The organism is Stenotrophomonas sp. ZAC14D2_NAIMI4_6 (genome assembly GCF_003086875.1).
Taxonomy (GTDB): Bacteria; Pseudomonadota; Gammaproteobacteria; order Xanthomonadales; family Xanthomonadaceae; genus Stenotrophomonas.
This window is the reverse complement of sequence record NZ_CP025996.1, coordinates 863215-878295: the sequence shown is the minus strand read 5'-3', so window position 1 is coordinate 878295 and position 15081 is coordinate 863215. Positions and strand designations below refer to the sequence as shown.

Annotated in this window: 14 protein-coding genes; 9 read left to right on the top strand and 5 right to left on the bottom strand. The window is 68.0% G+C overall.

The annotated features are described in order from the left end of the window. Nucleotides 1–29 precede the first annotated feature (29 nt). On the bottom strand, nt 30–2348 hold the full coding sequence (locus tag C1933_RS03785) for a DUF1631 domain-containing protein (protein WP_108752246.1): 2319 nt from the start codon (nt 2346–2348) through the stop codon (nt 30–32). 331 nt (nt 2349–2679) lie between these two features. Here C1933_RS03785 and C1933_RS03780 point away from each other — a divergent pair, with 331 nt between their 5' ends. Genes C1933_RS03780 through C1933_RS03765 form a run of 4 tightly spaced genes read left to right on the top strand, consistent with a single transcriptional unit; the run spans nt 2680 to nt 5537 of the window. After that, nucleotides 2680–3258, top strand: coding sequence for a nitroreductase (locus tag C1933_RS03780; protein WP_108752245.1), 579 nt, complete (start codon nt 2680–2682; stop codon nt 3256–3258). 14 nt (nt 3259–3272) lie between these two features. Then, the gene (locus C1933_RS03775) at nt 3273–4196 is read left to right on the top strand and encodes a 5'-3' exonuclease H3TH domain-containing protein (protein WP_108754732.1); all 924 of its coding nucleotides are present in this window, start codon (nt 3273–3275) and stop codon (nt 4194–4196) included. Beyond that, complete coding sequence (locus C1933_RS03770) at nt 4193–4747, top strand: NUDIX hydrolase (RefSeq protein WP_108752244.1); 555 nt, start codon at nt 4193–4195, stop codon at nt 4745–4747. The genes C1933_RS03775 and C1933_RS03770 overlap by 4 nt, the downstream gene beginning before the upstream one ends. After that, nucleotides 4740–5537, top strand: coding sequence for an N-formylglutamate amidohydrolase (locus C1933_RS03765; protein ID WP_108754731.1), 798 nt, complete (start codon nt 4740–4742; stop codon nt 5535–5537). Before C1933_RS03770 ends, C1933_RS03765 begins: the two co-directional genes overlap by 8 nt. 96 nt (nt 5538–5633) lie before the next feature. Here C1933_RS03765 and C1933_RS03760 read toward each other — a convergent pair whose 3' ends face one another. Both C1933_RS03760 and C1933_RS03755 read right to left on the bottom strand, forming a co-directional pair. After that, a complete protein-coding gene (locus tag C1933_RS03760) occupies nt 5634–6305 on the bottom strand; it encodes a hypothetical protein (protein WP_108752243.1) in 672 nt (223 codons plus the stop codon). Then, the gene (locus tag C1933_RS03755) at nt 6302–7714 is read right to left on the bottom strand and encodes an MFS transporter (RefSeq protein WP_108748609.1); all 1413 of its coding nucleotides are present in this window, start codon (nt 7712–7714) and stop codon (nt 6302–6304) included. Before C1933_RS03755 ends, C1933_RS03760 begins: the two co-directional genes overlap by 4 nt. Nucleotides 7715–7804: 90 nt before the next feature. Here C1933_RS03755 and C1933_RS03750 point away from each other — a divergent pair, with 90 nt between their 5' ends. Beyond that, nucleotides 7805–8704 carry a LysR family transcriptional regulator gene (locus tag C1933_RS03750; RefSeq protein WP_108754730.1) on the top strand — a complete coding sequence of 300 codons (900 nt, stop codon included), beginning with the start codon at nt 7805–7807 and terminating at the stop codon, nt 8702–8704. 163 nt (nt 8705–8867) lie between these two features. Here C1933_RS03750 and pip read toward each other — a convergent pair whose 3' ends face one another. Further along, nucleotides 8868–9809, bottom strand: a complete 942-nt coding sequence (gene pip / locus C1933_RS03745) for a prolyl aminopeptidase (protein ID WP_108752242.1) — start codon at nt 9807–9809, stop codon at nt 8868–8870. A 49-nt stretch (nt 9810–9858) separates the two neighbouring features. Further along, nucleotides 9859–10716, bottom strand: coding sequence for a peptide chain release factor N(5)-glutamine methyltransferase (gene prmC, locus C1933_RS03740; RefSeq protein WP_108752241.1), 858 nt, complete (start codon nt 10714–10716; stop codon nt 9859–9861). A 389-nt stretch (nt 10717–11105) separates the two neighbouring features. On the opposite strand from prmC, the gene ahpC reads away from it, so the two are divergent. The 4 genes from ahpC (at nt 11106) to rnk (ending at nt 15064) form a co-directional block, all read left to right on the top strand. Then, the gene (ahpC, locus tag C1933_RS03735) at nt 11106–11669 is read left to right on the top strand and encodes an alkyl hydroperoxide reductase subunit C (protein ID WP_107229920.1); all 564 of its coding nucleotides are present in this window, start codon (nt 11106–11108) and stop codon (nt 11667–11669) included. Between the two features lie 222 nt (nt 11670–11891). Beyond that, entirely contained in the window at nt 11892–13484 is a 1593-nt protein-coding gene (ahpF, locus tag C1933_RS03730) for an alkyl hydroperoxide reductase subunit F (protein WP_108752240.1), read from the top strand. Between the two features lie 87 nt (nt 13485–13571). Then, entirely contained in the window at nt 13572–14537 is a 966-nt protein-coding gene (locus C1933_RS03725) for a LysR substrate-binding domain-containing protein (protein ID WP_108752239.1), read from the top strand. Between the two features lie 122 nt (nt 14538–14659). After that, complete coding sequence (gene rnk / locus C1933_RS03720; protein ID WP_108752238.1) at nt 14660–15064, top strand: nucleoside diphosphate kinase regulator; 405 nt, start codon at nt 14660–14662, stop codon at nt 15062–15064. Nucleotides 15065–15081: the final 17 nt, after the last annotated feature.

The following is a 15081-nucleotide window of genomic DNA, read 5'->3' as shown; positions in this document are numbered from 1 at the left end:
TTTTCCCGATCCTAGCAGGGGTGCCCGGCTCAGTGCAGGGTGGCGCTGCCCGGGTCCAGGCGGTCGATCACGCCCTGCATGGCGCTGTCGAAGGCCCCATCGTCCACGTGGGCGCGCAGGCGGCCCAGGCGCACCATCACCGCCAGTTCTTCCGGCGAGGCCACGCAGAAGCGCACGCCGCGGCGGTTGACGAACAGCAGGCGCGAGGAGATCGGGCTGACCCAGGACAGCTTGCCGGCCTGCACCTTGCCGTCCTTGTCGACGAAGTCCAGCCAGTTGCCGATTTCCATGCGGCGGAAGCGATCGGCGTCGGCGTTGTCGAAATCGTCGGTATCCACCTGCCCGCCCAGTTCGACGGCCGCCGTTTCCGGCGCCGGCGGTGTCGGCAGCGCCACCTGCGGCAGCTCCGGCAGCGCGCGCTGCAGTTCCGGGCGCGATTCGGCAATGCCCTGCAGCGTGTCGTGCAGTGCATCGATCGCCGCGCTGGCGGCATCGCCGTGCACGCCCACGCTGGCAAACACCTTGGCCAGCGCCGGCTGCCAGGCCTGCAGCCACGGCTTGCCGACGATCTGGCGGCGCGCTTCGGCCACTTCTTCCAGCAGGCCATCGCCCAGGCTGAGGGCCTCGGCTACCGAACTGCCCTCTTCACCCTCGCGCAGCAGCGCCAGGGTCAGGTGGTGCTGCCACGGCTGGCGCAGGAATTCGGCAATGGCCGAGGGCAGCGTGGCATCGCCGATGCGCCGGTCCAGTTCGGCACCGGCGCGGCTGCGGGCCATTTCCAGCTTTTCCTGGCCGCGCTGGGTCTCGGCGGCACGGCGCTCGGCAATTTCCACGCGGCGGCGGTGCTGCACCAGGAACTCGCGGAACTCTTCTTCCAGGGTCAGGAAGATGGCCAGGTTCTCGTTGAACTCGGCCACCAGGCGTTCGATGATTTCTTCCACCTTGGCCATCAGCATGCGCTCGGCCTGGCTTTCGCCGGTGTTGCCCTCGCAGGCCTCGGCCAGCGAATTGAGCAGCTTGCGTGCCGGGTGGGTCTTCTGCACGAACATGCGGCGGTCGAGCATGGCCACCTTCACGAACGGCACCACCAGGCGGCCGATCAGCTCGCGCGAACGGCCTTCCAGCTCGCGCTCGTCCAGCATCACGTCGAACAGCATGCCGACCAGATCGATCGCATCCTCGTCCTGCGGGTCCAGGCGGGTCTGGCCGGGATCGGCGCCGAGCCGGGTCGCGCTGGACAGCACTTCACTCTTCAGGCGCTGCGCCAGCGATTCGCCGTCTTCGCCAATGGCCGCCCGCAGCGTGGCGCTGGGCGTGGCCTGCAGCAGCGACAGCACCGACATCATTTCGCGCTGGCTGAGCGGGCGATGCTGGCCCACGGCCACCTGCGCGGCCGACGTTGCGTCTTCGCGCACGTGGCGCGTCTGCTGCAGCAGCTCATGCAGGGCTTCCAGCAGCATGCCCTGCTGGCCGCCGTAGCCTTCACCGGCCGGGCCTTCTTCCACGCCCAGGTGCTGCTGCATGTGCCCGCGGCGCTCGGACCAGCGCGCGGCAAAGCGCTGCGCCCAAGCCGGCGCGGCCTGTTCTTCGTCGCTGAAATCGGTGTCGAAGCCGGGCGTGGCGCGCTGTTCGACCAGGTCATCCAGGCCCGGCGGCGGCCGCGACGGCGCGGCGGAGGGGGCACGACGCGGCGCGCCCATCTGCGGCATCACCCCGGCGGCAGCCAGTTGTTCGTCCAGCTTTTCGTAGATGCGCCCCACCGGCACGCGCAGGTCGCGCTCGCACAGCTTGATCAGCACCAGGTGCACTTCCGGGGCCAGCTCGCAGTGCGCGAACGCCTCGTGGATGGCCACGCCCAGGTGCTCGGGGCTGACCGGATTGCGGTCGGCATCCAGTTCGCCGGCGCCGACCAGCCAGCCCAGCCGGCGGTCCAGGCGCGCCAGCACCGGCTTGAAATCGCGCAGCAGCACCGTGGCGAAGTTGCGCACGGCCAGCCGCGATTCCAGTACATGTTCGGGAATCAGGCTCAGGCCTTCTTCGGCCGGCCCGGACAGGGTGGCCTCGGCCGACAGCGGTTCGCCGGTGGCCAGTGCGGCCCAGGCCCGCTGCAGGTGGCCGGCATAGGCGGCCTCGATCTCGGCGCGACGGCGGCGCAGCTCACGCATGGCATCCAGGAACAGCAGCTGCGACGCGCCGGCATTGCCGGCACGGTCGAACAGGGCATCGTCGAAGCGGGCCAGTGCCGCGGCAAATGCCTGGCACAGCGCCGGCAGGACCATGTCCCGGGCAAGCTGAAGCTGGGCCGGGTCACGACCCGGCGATCCCATCGGAGTGGGCGCGCTCATCATTCGGGAAGGCTCCCCACCTTCTCTATTGCGACTGACATCATGGACATCGCGACGGCCGGTGCACCCCATGCACCGGTACGCCGATGGTAGGCCGGCCAGCCTGTCACGGACAGTGAAACAGTCCTCACTTCAAACCTCACGACCGGCGGCCCGGCAAGACGGGTATCGTAAGCCGTGCGGGGCCTGCGAGGCGAGGGGAAGCGGCGTCAGGCGCCGCGCCAGTGGCATGACGTTCATCACAGTTTGTTATTTGAATGGCAGACGCGACACGACGGGCGTCATCAACCACCCCGACTATAATCATGTGCCCGTGATGACCGGTTCAGACTCCATGCCCGACCCCGCTGCCCTGCTCGCCCTGGATGCCCGCCGCTCGGTGCCCTCGCGGCAGCTGGGCGAACCCGGACCGGACCCGGCCACCCTGCTGCGCATGCTGACCTCGGCGGTGCGCGTGCCCGACCACGGCAAGCGGGTGCCCTTCCGCTTCCTGAAGATCGCCGGCGATGCGCGTCACACTCTGGGCGACTTTCTGGCCGAACGCAGCCGCGAGCGCGATCCGCACGCCGGCGATGCCGTGTTCGAGAAGGACCGGCGGCGCTTCAGCCACGCCCCGCTGGTGATCGTGGTGGTGGCCAGCCCGCGCCCGGACGCCAAGGTGCCCGAGCAGGAACAGCTGATGACCGCCGGTTGCGTCTGCTTCGCCCTGCTGCAGGCCGCGCAGGCGCTGGGCTTCGGCGCCCAGTGGCTGACCGCGTGGATGGCCTTCGACCCGGCCGTGCACGCACACCTGGGCCTGGCCGACGGCGAGCGGATTGCCGGCTTCATCCATATCGGCACGCCGAAGGCGGCCGTGCCCGAGCGCGAACGCCCGGATGCGGCAGCCCTGCTGCAGGACTGGACCGCACCGTGAGCGCCGTGAGCGCCATGCCCGCACCGCCGCTGTACCTGGTCGACGCCAGCATCTACGTGTTCCGCGCCTGGCACTCGCTGCCGGACGAGTTCCAGGACAGCCAGGGCTGGCCGACCAATGCCGTGCATGGCTTTGCCCGCTTCCTGCTGGACCTGCTGGAACGCGAGCGCCCCCGGCACATCGCCATCGCCTTCGACGAAGCCCTGGACAGCGGCTTCCGCCACCGCCTGTACCCGGCCTACAAGGCCAACCGCGACCCGGCACCGGAAGCGCTGAAGCGCCAGTTCGTGCACTGCAAGGCGCTGTGCGCCGCGCTGGGGCTGGCGGTGCTGGCCCATCATGATTTCGAGGCCGACGACCTGATCGGCAGCGCCCTGCACCGCCACCGCGGCAGCCACCGCGGGGTGATCATTTCCGCCGACAAGGATCTGTCGCAGCTGCTGCTGGACCACGACGAGCAGTGGGACTACGCGCGCAACCAGCGCTGGGACGTGGCCGGGGTGAAGGCCCGCCACGGCGTGCATGCGCACCAGATTGCCGACTATCTGGCGCTGTGCGGCGATGCGGTGGACAACATTCCCGGCGTCAGCGGCGTGGGCGCCAAATCGGCGGCGGTGCTGCTGGCCCACTTCGGCAGCATGGATGCGCTGTTTGAACGTATCGATGAAGTGCCGTTCCTGCGCCTGCGCGGTGCGGCACAGATGGCCGTGCGCCTGCGCGAACAGCGCGAGCACGCCCTGCTGTGGCGGCAGCTGACCACCATTGCCCTGGACGCGCCGCTGGACGGCAGCGCACCGGGCCTGCTGCGCCAGCCCGCCGACCCGGAGCTGCTGGATGGCCTGTGCCAGACCCTGCGTTTCGGGCCGCTGACCCGCCGCCGCCTGTTCGCCGCCACCGGCATGGCCGACCCTCTTCCCACACCCAGCGAGCCCGCATGAGCCAGCGCAACACTGAAGCACCGCGTGTCGTCTACGAAGGCAAGTACCAGCGCATGGTGGTGCGCGGCACCTGGGAGTACAGCGAACGCACCCACGCCGGCGGCCTGGCCGCGATCATCATTGCGGTCACCCCCGAGGACAAGGTGCTGTTCGTCGAACAGTTCCGCGTGCCGTTGCAGGCCCCGACCATCGAAATGCCGGCTGGCCTGGTCGGCGACGTGGATGCGGGCGAATCGATTGAAGCATCGGCGGTGCGCGAGCTGGAGGAAGAAACCGGCTGGACCGCCGACCATGCCGAAGTGCTGATGATCGGCCCGACCTCGTCCGGCGCCAGCAGCGAAAAGATCGCCTTCGTGCGCGCCACCGGCCTGCGCCGGGTGGGCAGCGGCGGCGGCGATGACAGCGAGAACATCACCGTGCACGAGATTTCGCGCAGCGACGCGGCAGCCTGGCTGGTGCAGAAGATGGGCGAAGGCTACGAGCTGGACGCCAAGCTGTGGGCGGGGCTGTGGATGATCGAACACCACCTGGATGGTCGCCCGCGTGGCTGACGCCGACCTGCACGGTCTGCCGGCCCTGCTGGGTGCCGACGACCCGGCCATCTACACCGTCCACCGCGCACAGGGGGCGTCGCCCTACCTGCTGCTGGCCGACCACGCCGGCCAGCAGGTACCGCGCGGCCTGGCACAGCTGGGCCTGCCGCAGCACGAACTGGATCGCCACATCGGCTGGGACATCGGCATTGCCGGCACCACCCGTGCACTGGCCGAGCTGCTTGATGCCTGGGCGATCAAACAGACCTATTCGCGCCTGCTGATCGACTGCAACCGCCCGTTGGCATCGCCCACGCTGATTCCGGAAGTGAGCGACCACACGGTGGTGCCGGGCAACGCCGGGCTGTCGGCAGCGCAGCGCCAGCAGCGCATCGACGCGATCCATGCGCCCTACCACGCGCGCATCAATGCCGAACTGGACGCGCGCCGCGATGCGGGCCGGCCGACCCTGCTGGTGATGATGCACAGCTTCACCCCGGCAATGAACGGCGTGCAGCGACCGTGGCACGCCGGCGTGCTCTACCACCAGGACACCCGCTTCGCGCAGGCGCTGCTGCAGGCCCTGCGCAACGAGGGCGATCTGGTGGTGGGCGACAACGAACCGTATTCGGTGAACCGCAACAGCGACTACGCGGTGCCGGTGCACGGCGAAGACCGTGGGCTGGTGCATGTGGAACTGGAGATCCGCCAGGACCTGATTGCCGATGCCGCCGGCCAGCAGGCATGGGCGCAGCGGTTGGCGCGGATTTTCAGTGCATTGCAGCCGGCGTTGCTGGCGGCGGCATGAGCGCCATCCACGTAATCAAAGGACGGTAGTGCCGGGCCATGCCCGGCGGCATTGGAATCCACCGTCGCGTTGCGCCTCGCCGGGCATGGCCCGGCGCTACCGCAGGCGGGGCGCGTCCATCCACGGGAACGGCTTGAATCCGTGCACCTGCACGGTCGCGCCGATCGCCTCGAAGTCCTGCTTGATCGCCTGCGCGCGGTTGCGGTCCAGCGCTTCGCCCACCAGCAGCGGCAGTGCACGGCAACGTGCCAGCGCCTCGCCCACCGGCACCTCGTGCAGACGGGCCACGCACTGTGCAGCGGCCTTCAACCGAGCGTCCGGACAGGCCACCATCTGCAGATCGAACGAGGCAAAGATGCCCGCGCCCACACCGGCCGCGCGCGCCGCCGCCTGCGCTTCGGCCGTGGCTTCGCCCAGCGCCTCGTCAATGCCCTCGACCTGCTGGAACGCGTCGTACTCGTGGTAATAGGCCAGCGCCTGCGCGTAGTCGGCCAGGCCGGACAACGGATGCTGGCGCTTCTGCACGTCCAGCACGTCGGCAAACGTGGCCGGCTCCAGGTAGGGGGTCAGCCCCAGCGCGCGCGCCTGGGCCGGCACGTCGTTGTCATCGTCGAAGGCGGTGTCCTCGTCAGGCGGCAACCAGAAGCGCGCCTGCAGCAGATCGCCTTCGCTGGAATGCACCCAGCCGAAGGATGCGTACACGTCGTGGTCATCGTTGCAGGCCGCGAAGGCCTGCAGCGTCTGTTCCAGGTCCAGCAGTTCGATCATGCGTCATTGGCCAGGCAGGCAGGGGCGTTCGAGTCTACCGCTGCCGGGCGCAGGCCCAGCGCGATCAGCACACCGAACAGGGCGAACAACGCGGCACCGTATTCGGCACGCACCAGGCCATCGAGCGCGGTCGCCGACCCCGCTGCGCCGGCACCGGCATTGGCCACCATCACCAGCACCGCCAGGCCCAGCGCGCCGCCGATCTGCTGCGCCGTGGCGGCCATGCCCGAGGCCACCCCCTGCTGCGCGGCTGGCACGCCCTGCCCGGCCACGATCCACATCGAGGTCCAGGTCATGCCCTGGCCGATGCTCAACACCACCACGCCCGGCAGCAGCGGCCAGAAGTTCGATCCGTGCGGCAGGGTGGCCGCCACCCAGGCGATGCCCAGGGCACCGGCCAGTTGGCCCAGCACCAGCACCTTGCGTGCGCTCCAGCGCTGCAAGGCCCACTCGGCCAACTGGATGCCCAGCGTGCACACCGCCGTGGCTGGCAGGAACGCCAAGCCGGCCTGCAGCGGGCTCCAGCCGTAACCATCCTGGAAATACAGCGCCATGAAGTAGTACTGCACGCCGTAGCTGCTCATGAAGGCGAAGGTGAGGCCGAGCGCCGCGCGCAGGCCCGGCAGGCGCAGCAGCGCGAACTGCATCAGCGGATCGCGGCTGCGCTGCTCGATCTGCACGAAGGCCACCAGCAGCAGCGCCGACAGCACCAGGCAGCCCAGCGTGGCCGGCGCGGTCCAGCCCCATTCCGGCCCCTGCACCAGGGTGGTCACCAGCAGGCTGCCGCCCAGGGTGACGGTGATGCAGCCAGCCAGGTCGAATGAACGGCCCTGCGCGCGCGGGCCATCGGCCGGCAGCCACACACCGGCGGCGATCGCACATGCGGTGGCCAGCGGTACGATCACCGCCAGCACCGCCGGCCAGCCGAAGGCCTGGGTCAGCACCCCGCCCAGCAGGGTGCCCAGCGCCAGGCCGACCGCGCTGGCCATGCTCCAGATCGCCAGCGCGCGGTTGCGCACCGGGCCTTCCGCATACAGCGTGTTGATCAGTGCCAGCGTGGCCGGGAACAACAGCGCGGCGCCGATGCCCTGTGCCGCACGCGCGATGATCAGCAGCGTGGCATTGGGTGCCAGCGCGCCCAGCAGCGAGGCCAGCGCGAACAGCAGCATGCCAAGCCGGTAGAAGCGGCGGCGCCCGATCAGGTCGGCCGCGCGCCCACCCAGCAGCAGGCTGCCGCCGAACGCCACGGTGTAGGCGCTGACCACCCACTGCAGCTGCTGCGCGTTGATCTGCAGCGCGCGGCCCATGTCATGCAGGGCGACGAAGATGATGGTGGCATCCAGGGCGATGATCAGCTGCGCGGTGGCAAGCAGGGTCAGCGCCCAGCGGGGGTACTTGAGGGGAGGCATCGGCGGCCTGGAGCAAGGGGGGAGCGCAGTCTCATTGATGCAGCACGATCAATAAACCCCTCCACGTCGATATCTGCGATGATTTTTCGCATGAATGGACCGTCAACCGATCTCAACGCCGTGCGCATGCTGGTGCAGGTGGCCGAAGCGCGCAGTTTCACCGTGGCCGCCGGCCAGCTCGGGCTGAGTCAGTCGGGCCTGTCGCGCGCCATTGGGCGGCTGGAGGCCGCGCTGGGGGTGAAGCTGCTGCAGCGGAACACCCGCAACGTGGCACTGACCCCGGACGGCCGCCAATTCGTGGACCAGGTAACGCCCCTGCTGTGCGGGCTGGAAGACGCCGAGCGGCAACTGGCCGATCGCCCCTGCATGCCCTCGGGCGTGCTGAAGATCAGCGCGCCCTCGATGTTCGGGCGCAAGGTACTGGTGCCGATGCTGGGGCCACTGCTGGAACGGCATCCGCAGCTGCAGGTAGAGGCCGTGCTCAGCGACCGGCTGGTGGACCTGGTGGAAGAAGGCTTCGATGCGGCCCTGCGCACCGGCCCGATCGCCGACCAGCGCATGGTGGCGCGCGCGCTGCGACCGCTGCGCTGGGTCACGGTGGCCAGTCCGGCCTACCTGGCCCGTTGCGGCACACCCCTGCAGGTGGCCGATCTGCAGGCCCACGCCTGCCTGGCGGTGCGCAATCTGCGCAGTGGGCGGGTGGTGGACTGGCAGTTCATGCAGAACGGTCAGCTGTGCGAGATGGCGCCCGCCACCCGCATGGTGTTCGACAGCGGCGACCCGCTGGTGGAAGCGGCCATCGCCGGCATCGGCATCGTGCAGGTGATGGATTTCGCCGTGGCCGACGCCCTGGCCGACGGCCGCCTGCAGCGCGTGCTGCAGCCGTTCGAAGGCCGCAGCCGCGCCCTGTCGCTGATCTACCCGCCGTCGCGGCAGCACTCACCGAAGCTGCAGGTACTGGCCGAAGCCCTGCTGGCCGGGCATTGGTAGATCCACGCCATGCGTGGATGAGGATCCAGAGCAGGAGCAGCCAGGCGTGGCCTGGCTCTACTGATCAGTGCACCGTACCCGTTCTGGAGCAGAGCCCCCTTGTTGTTCAAGGGGGCGCGCCGACAGGCGCGGGGATAAGGTGGAATGCGTGGATGGTTTTGCCTCAGGCAAAACTATCGGTGGCGCGCACCAGCGCGTCCACGTTCTCCGCTTCGAATGCCGAATGACCCGACGCCGGGGTGATTTCCAGCTTCGCCTTCGGCCACACCTTGGTCAGGTCCCAGGCGTTAGCCAGCGGGCAGACCACGTCGTAGCGGCCGTGCACGATCACGCCGGGAATATCGGCAATGCGGTGCGCGTCGCGCAGCAGCTGGTCTTCCACCTCGAAGAAGCCGCCGTTGACGAAGTAGTGGTTCTCGATGCGGGCGAACGCCAGGGCGAAGTGCGGATCTTCGTGGCTGTTGATGAAGTCGTCGTCCACGTGCAGGAAGCTGGTCGCGCCTTCCCACACCGCCCACGCCTTGGCCGCTTCCAGCCGGGTGGTTTCGTCGTCGCTGGTCAGGCGGCGATGGAACGCCGAGATCAGGTCATGGCGCTCCACCGCCGGAATCGGCTTCAGGTAATGCTCCCAGGCATCGGGGAACAGGCGGTTGGCGCCTTCCTGGTAGAACCATTCCAGTTCCCAGCGGCGCAGCATGAAGATGCCGCGCAGCACCAGTTCGGTCACCCGTTGTGGGTGGGTTTCGGCGTAGGCCAGCGCCAGGGTCGACCCCCAGCTGCCGCCGAACACCTGCCAGCGATCGACCTTCAGGTGCTCGCGCAGCTTTTCGATATCGTCCACCAGATCCCAGGTGGTGTTGTCGACCAGGTCCGCGTGCGGGGTGGAACGGCCAGCGCCGCGCTGGTCGAACAGGATGATGCGGTACTTGGCCGGGTCGTGGAACTGGCGCATCTTGTCGCTGCAGCCGCCACCCGGGCCCCCGTGCAGCATCACCACCGGCTTGCCGTCCGGGTTGCCGCACTGTTCGAAGTACAGCGTGTGGCGGTCGTCGACCTTCAGGGTGCCGACGTCGTAGGGGGTGATGGCGGGGTACAGCGTACGCATGCTTGCAGCTCCGTGGTGGTGCCCTGCCGCTGGCAGGAGAACCCCCATTCTAGGCCGGTCGCCGCCCCAGGGTGACCCGGTCGCGCTGTTCAAGGTCCTGCGCGGTGCTTACCTCGGCCAGGCCCGCGGCGTCGAACAGCGCGCGGATCGCCGCGCCCTGGTCCCAGCCGTGTTCGACCAGCAGCCAGCCACCGGGCTGCAGGTGCGCGCAGGCGCCTTCGACGATGGCACGGATGTCGTCCAGGCCATCCACGCCCGACGCCAGTGCCGTGGCCGGTTCGAAGCGCAGGTCGCCCTGCTGCAGGTGCGGGTCGTCACTGGCGATATAGGGCGGATTGCTGGCGATCAGGTCGAAGCGCGCGCCCTGCAGCGGCGCATACCAGTCACGCCCACCCTCGGCGAAGCGCACGTTGCGCAGTTCATGGCGTGTGGCATTGCGCGCGGCGACGGCCAGTGCAGCAGTACTGGCGTCGGTGGCCAGCACCTGCGCCTGAGGGCGCTCGCTGGCCAGGGCCAGGGCAATCGCACCGCTGCCGGTGCCGAGGTCGGCCACCTGCAGGGCGCGGTCCGGCGGCAGGCGCTCCAGCGCCAGCCCCACCAGCAGCTCGGTTTCCGGTCGCGGGATCAGGGTAGCGGCGTCGACGTCCAGATCCAGGGTCCAGAAGCCACGGCGTCCGGTCAGGTAGGCCACCGGCTCGCCAGCCATGCGGCGGGCCAGCAGCGCCTCGAAGGCGGCCTGTTCAGCTTCCGGCAGCGGTTCGGTGGCGTGGGCGAACAGCCAGCTTCGCGGGCGCTCCAGCACGTGTAGCAGCAGCAGTTCGGCCTCGTGGCGGGCGTCGAGGCCGCCAAGCCGGGCGGTGGCCGCGGCCACGATCTGGCGCAGCGAGGATTCGGATTCAAAGGACATGCTGCAATTGTAGAGTCGAGCTTGCTCGACTGCTTCGGCAATGCAGTCGAGCATGGCTCGACTCTACAAGGCAAAAGCAGTCGAGCATGGCTCGACTCTACAAGGCAAAAGCAGTCGAGCATGGCTCGACTCTACAAAAGCGGGGTTCGTTCAGGTTGGCGGGACTGGCATAAGGGCGGGCTATCAGGCCCACGCCGCCGGTCCAGGAAATTTTCCTTTCCATACATAGAGTTGCAGGACGGTTGGCGTCCAATTGGCAAGCTACCCACTGAATTTCAATAGACAGTATCTATTGAATAGATGAAATCAATGCATTGTTCTTATCGATGCGGAATCGGTAACCTAGCTCCTGTCGATTCACCCACTCCCCTTCACCCAGAGGAAAAACGATGTCCCTGATCAACACTCCGATCCAGTCGTTCGAAGCCAATGCCTACCACAACGGCGAGTTCATCAAGGTTTCCGACAACAGCCTGAAGGGCCAGTGGTCCGTCCTGATCTTCATGCCGGCCGCCTTCACCTTCAACTGCCCGACCGAGATTGAAGACGCCGCTGACCATTACGCCGAATTCAAGAAGGCCGGCGCCGAGGTCTACATCGTCACCACCGACACCCACTTCTCGCACAAGGTCTGGCACGAAACCTCGCCGGCCGTGGGCAAGGCCCAGTTCCCGCTGGTGGGCGACCCGACCCACAAGCTGACCCGCGCCTTCGGCGTGCACATTGAAGAAGAAGGCCTGGCCCTGCGTGGCACCTTCATCATCAACCCGGAAGGCGTGATCAAGACCCAGGAGATCCACTCCAACGAGATCGCCCGTGACGTGGCCGAGACCCTGCGCAAGCTGAAGGCCGCCCAGTTCACCGCCGCCAACCCGAACCAGGTCTGCCCGGCCAAGTGGAAGGAAGGCGAGAAGACCCTGACCCCGTCGCTGGACCTGGTCGGCAAGATCTAAAGCGCTACCGGCCTGCGCTGGCCCCACGCCAGTGCGCGCCCTTCATCCCCGTGCCGGCCCCACGCCGGCGTGGGGGTGAACCCAAGACAGCCAACGCACGCCAGCCTTGGCCAGCCAGCCCCTTCCACGGTCGCTGTCTTGGGTTCACCCCTACCCCCTGCTGGTCCGCTACCTTCTACAGCGGTGCCACGCCCACGCTTTGCCTGAAACCAGGAGAGAACCATGTTGGACGCCAACCTGCAGTCGCAGCTGAAGACCTATCTGGAACGCGTGACCCGCCCGATCCAGATCACCGCGCGCGCCGACGATGGCGCCAAGTCGCAGGAAATGCTGGAACTGCTGCAGACCCTGGAAAGCCTGTCGGACAAGATTTCGCTGCAGGTGCTGCGCGATGGCCAGGGCCGCGTGCCCTCGTTCGACCTGGGTACCCCGGGCCAGGATATCCACCTGACCTTTGCCGGCCTGCCGATGGGCCACGAGTTCACCTCGCTGGTGCTGGCGCTGCTGCAGGTGGGCGGTCATCCGTCAAAGGCCACCGCCGAGCTGATCGAGCAGGTGCAGAACCTGGAAGGCGAGTACAAGTTCGAAACCTACTTCTCGCTGTCCTGCCAGAACTGCCCGGACGTGGTGCAGGCGCTGAACCTGGCTGCGGTGCTGAACCCGCGCATCCAGCACGTGGCCATCGACGGTGCGCTGTTCCAGGAGGAAGTGGAAAAGCGCGAGATCATGTCCGTGCCCACCGTCTATCTCAACGGTGAAGTGTTCGACCAGGGCCGGATGACCCTGGAGCAGATCGTGGCCAAGCTGGACACCAACGCCGGCAAGCGCGATGCCGAGAAGATCGCCGCCAAGGACGCCTTCGACGTCCTGGTGGTGGGCGGTGGCCCGGCCGGTGCCGCAGCGGCCATCTATGCCGCGCGCAAGGGCATCCGTACCGGCATCGCCGCCGAGCGCTTCGGTGGCCAGGTGCTGGACACCATGGCCATCGAGAACTTCATTTCGGTGAAGGAAACCGAAGGCCCGAAGCTGGCCACGGCGCTGGAACAGCACGTGCGCGAGTACGAAGTGGACATCATGAACCTGCAGCGCGCCAGCGCGCTGGTGCCGGCCGGTGAAGACGGCCTGGTGCAGGTGCAGCTGGAAAATGGCGCGGTGCTGAAGTCGCGCTCGGTCATCCTGTCCACCGGCGCGCGCTGGCGGCAGATGAACGTGCCGGGCGAAGACCAGTACCGCAACAAGGGCGTGGCCTACTGCCCGCACTGCGATGGCCCGCTGTTCAAGGGCAAGCGCGTGGCGGTGATCGGCGGCGGCAATTCCGGCGTGGAAGCGGCCATCGATCTGGCCGGCATCGTGTCGCATGTAACGCTGCTGGAGTTCGATTCCAGCCTGCGTGCCGACGAAGTGCTGCAGAAGAAGCTGCGCAGCCTGGGCAACGTGACTGTACTGACCAGCGCACAGACCACCGAAGTGCTGGGCGATGGCAGCAAGGTGACCGGCCTGGTCTACAAGGACCGCGTGGGTGGCGATTCCCACCGCGTCGAGCTGGAAGGCATCTTCGTGCAGATCGGCCTGCTGCCCAACACCGAATGGCTGAAGGACAGCGTGGCGCTGTCGCCGCGCGGCGAGATCGTGATCGACGACCGTGGCCAGACCAACGTGCCGGGTGTGTTCGCCGCCGGTGATTGCACCACGGTACCCTACAAGCAGATCATCATCGCCATGGGCGCCGGTTCCACCGCGGCACTCAGCGCCTTCGACCACCTGATCCGCTCGTCGGTGAGCACCGGCAGTGGTGCGGTGGCCGAAGCGGCCTGATCCACCGTTCCCAGCCCACCGGGAACATCGTTAGCCTGCTGGGTCGACCAAGCCGACCGCCGGTCCGTTTTCCCTGGGGTCTGAAGGATGAACCTACGCGATCTGAAGTACCTGGTGGCCTTGGCCGATCACAAGCATTTCGGCCGGGCCGCCGCCTCCTGTTTCGTCAGCCAGCCCACGCTGTCCACCCAGATCCGCAAGCTGGAGGAAGAGCTGGGGCTGCCGCTGGTGGAACGTGCGCCGCGCAAGGTGATGCTGACCCCCGCCGGCCAGGAAGCGGCCGCGCGGGCGCGGGTGATCGTGTCCGAAGTGGAGCAGTTGAAGGAAGCAGCGCGGCGCAACCGCGACCCGGAAGCCGGCACCGTGCGCCTGGGCATTTTCCCCACCCTGGGGCCGTACCTGCTGCCGCACGTCATTCCGCGCATCCGCAGCCGCTTCCCGGAACTGGAACTGCTGCTGGTGGAAGAAAAGAGCGATGTGCTGCTGGAGCGCCTGCGCGACGGCAGGCTGGACGCGGCGCTGCTGGCACTGCCGGTGGTGGACGACCAGCTGCATGCCGAATTCCTGTTTGAAGAGCCATTCCTGCTGGCCGTTTCCGGCCGCCATCCGCTGGCCCGCCGCGAACACATGGATGTGCAGGAACTGGCCACGCAGAAGCTGCTGCTGCTGGAAGACGGCCATTGCCTGCGCGACCAGGCACTGGAAGTGTGCCGCCTGTTCGGCGCCAACGAGAAATCCGAATTCCGCGCCACCAGCCTGGAAACCCTGCGGCAGATGGTCGCCGCCGACGTGGGCATCACCCTGCTGCCCAGCCTGTCGGTGCAGCCGCCGGTGCCGCGCTCGAGCAACATCCGCCTGATCGATTTCGTCGGCGAAGGCCGGCCCAGCCGCCGCATCGCCATGATCTGGCGGCGCAGCTCGGCCATGCATGGCTTCCTGATGGACCTGGCCGAACAGTTCAAACAGCTGCCGCAGGCGCTGTTCACCCTGGACGACCAGGGCGTGCCGGCCGGCGAAGCGCCGGTGGTGGCGCAGCCGCTGCTGAACGGCTGAACCCCGTCGAACCTGCCGCGGCACGGCCGGGAGTCGATTCCGGCCACATTTGTCCCCACAATAGCCCCAGGCGGCGCTCGAAGCGCCGCCTTTTGCATGGCTTTCAACCAAGGAGCACCACCATGAACACCGCCAGCGGCCTGCCGCCGTCGATCACCGTTTCCAGCTTCGACATGGACCGCCTGGAGGCCATGCTCGATTCCCCCGCGCTGAGCCAGACGCCTGCCGCGCTCGCGCTTTCCCAGGAACTCAACCGGGCCACCGTGCTGGCGCCGGATCAGATTCCCGAAGGCATCGTGATGATGCATTCGCGCGTGGAGTGCGAAGATGAGGTCTCGGGCGAGAAGCACGTCCTGACCCTGGTCTTCCCCCGCGAAGCCAATGTCGATGAAGGCAAGGTGTCCGTGCTGGCCCCGGTGGGCAGCGCCCTGCTGGGCCTGGCCGTTGGCCAGAGCATCGACTGGAACGCCCCCGGCGGCCGCAAGCTGCGGCTGCGCGTGACCGCGGTCCACAACGACCGCCCCTGAAACCCGCTGCGCACCGC

Bases quoted from the DNA above. Each gene is read 5' to 3' on its own strand.
- C1933_RS03785 (WP_108752246.1), bottom strand. From the start codon at position 2,348: ATGATGAGCGCGCCCACTCCGATGGGATCGCCGGGTCGTGACCCGGCC.
- C1933_RS03780 (WP_108752245.1), top strand. From the start codon at position 2,680: ATGCCCGACCCCGCTGCCCTGCTCGCCCTGGATGCCCGCCGCTCGGTG.
- C1933_RS03775 (WP_108754732.1), top strand. From the start codon at position 3,273: ATGCCCGCACCGCCGCTGTACCTGGTCGACGCCAGCATCTACGTGTTC.
- C1933_RS03770 (WP_108752244.1), top strand. From the start codon at position 4,193: ATGAGCCAGCGCAACACTGAAGCACCGCGTGTCGTCTACGAAGGCAAG.
- C1933_RS03760 (WP_108752243.1), bottom strand. From the start codon at position 6,305: ATGATCGAACTGCTGGACCTGGAACAGACGCTGCAGGCCTTCGCGGCC.
- C1933_RS03755 (WP_108748609.1), bottom strand. From the start codon at position 7,714: ATGCCTCCCCTCAAGTACCCCCGCTGGGCGCTGACCCTGCTTGCCACC.
- C1933_RS03750 (WP_108754730.1), top strand. From the start codon at position 7,805: ATGAATGGACCGTCAACCGATCTCAACGCCGTGCGCATGCTGGTGCAG.
- pip (WP_108752242.1), bottom strand. From the start codon at position 9,809: ATGCGTACGCTGTACCCCGCCATCACCCCCTACGACGTCGGCACCCTG.
- prmC (WP_108752241.1), bottom strand. From the start codon at position 10,716: ATGTCCTTTGAATCCGAATCCTCGCTGCGCCAGATCGTGGCCGCGGCC.
- ahpC (WP_107229920.1), top strand. From the start codon at position 11,106: ATGTCCCTGATCAACACTCCGATCCAGTCGTTCGAAGCCAATGCCTAC.
- ahpF (WP_108752240.1), top strand. From the start codon at position 11,892: ATGTTGGACGCCAACCTGCAGTCGCAGCTGAAGACCTATCTGGAACGC.
- C1933_RS03725 (WP_108752239.1), top strand. From the start codon at position 13,572: ATGAACCTACGCGATCTGAAGTACCTGGTGGCCTTGGCCGATCACAAG.
- rnk (WP_108752238.1), top strand. From the start codon at position 14,660: ATGAACACCGCCAGCGGCCTGCCGCCGTCGATCACCGTTTCCAGCTTC.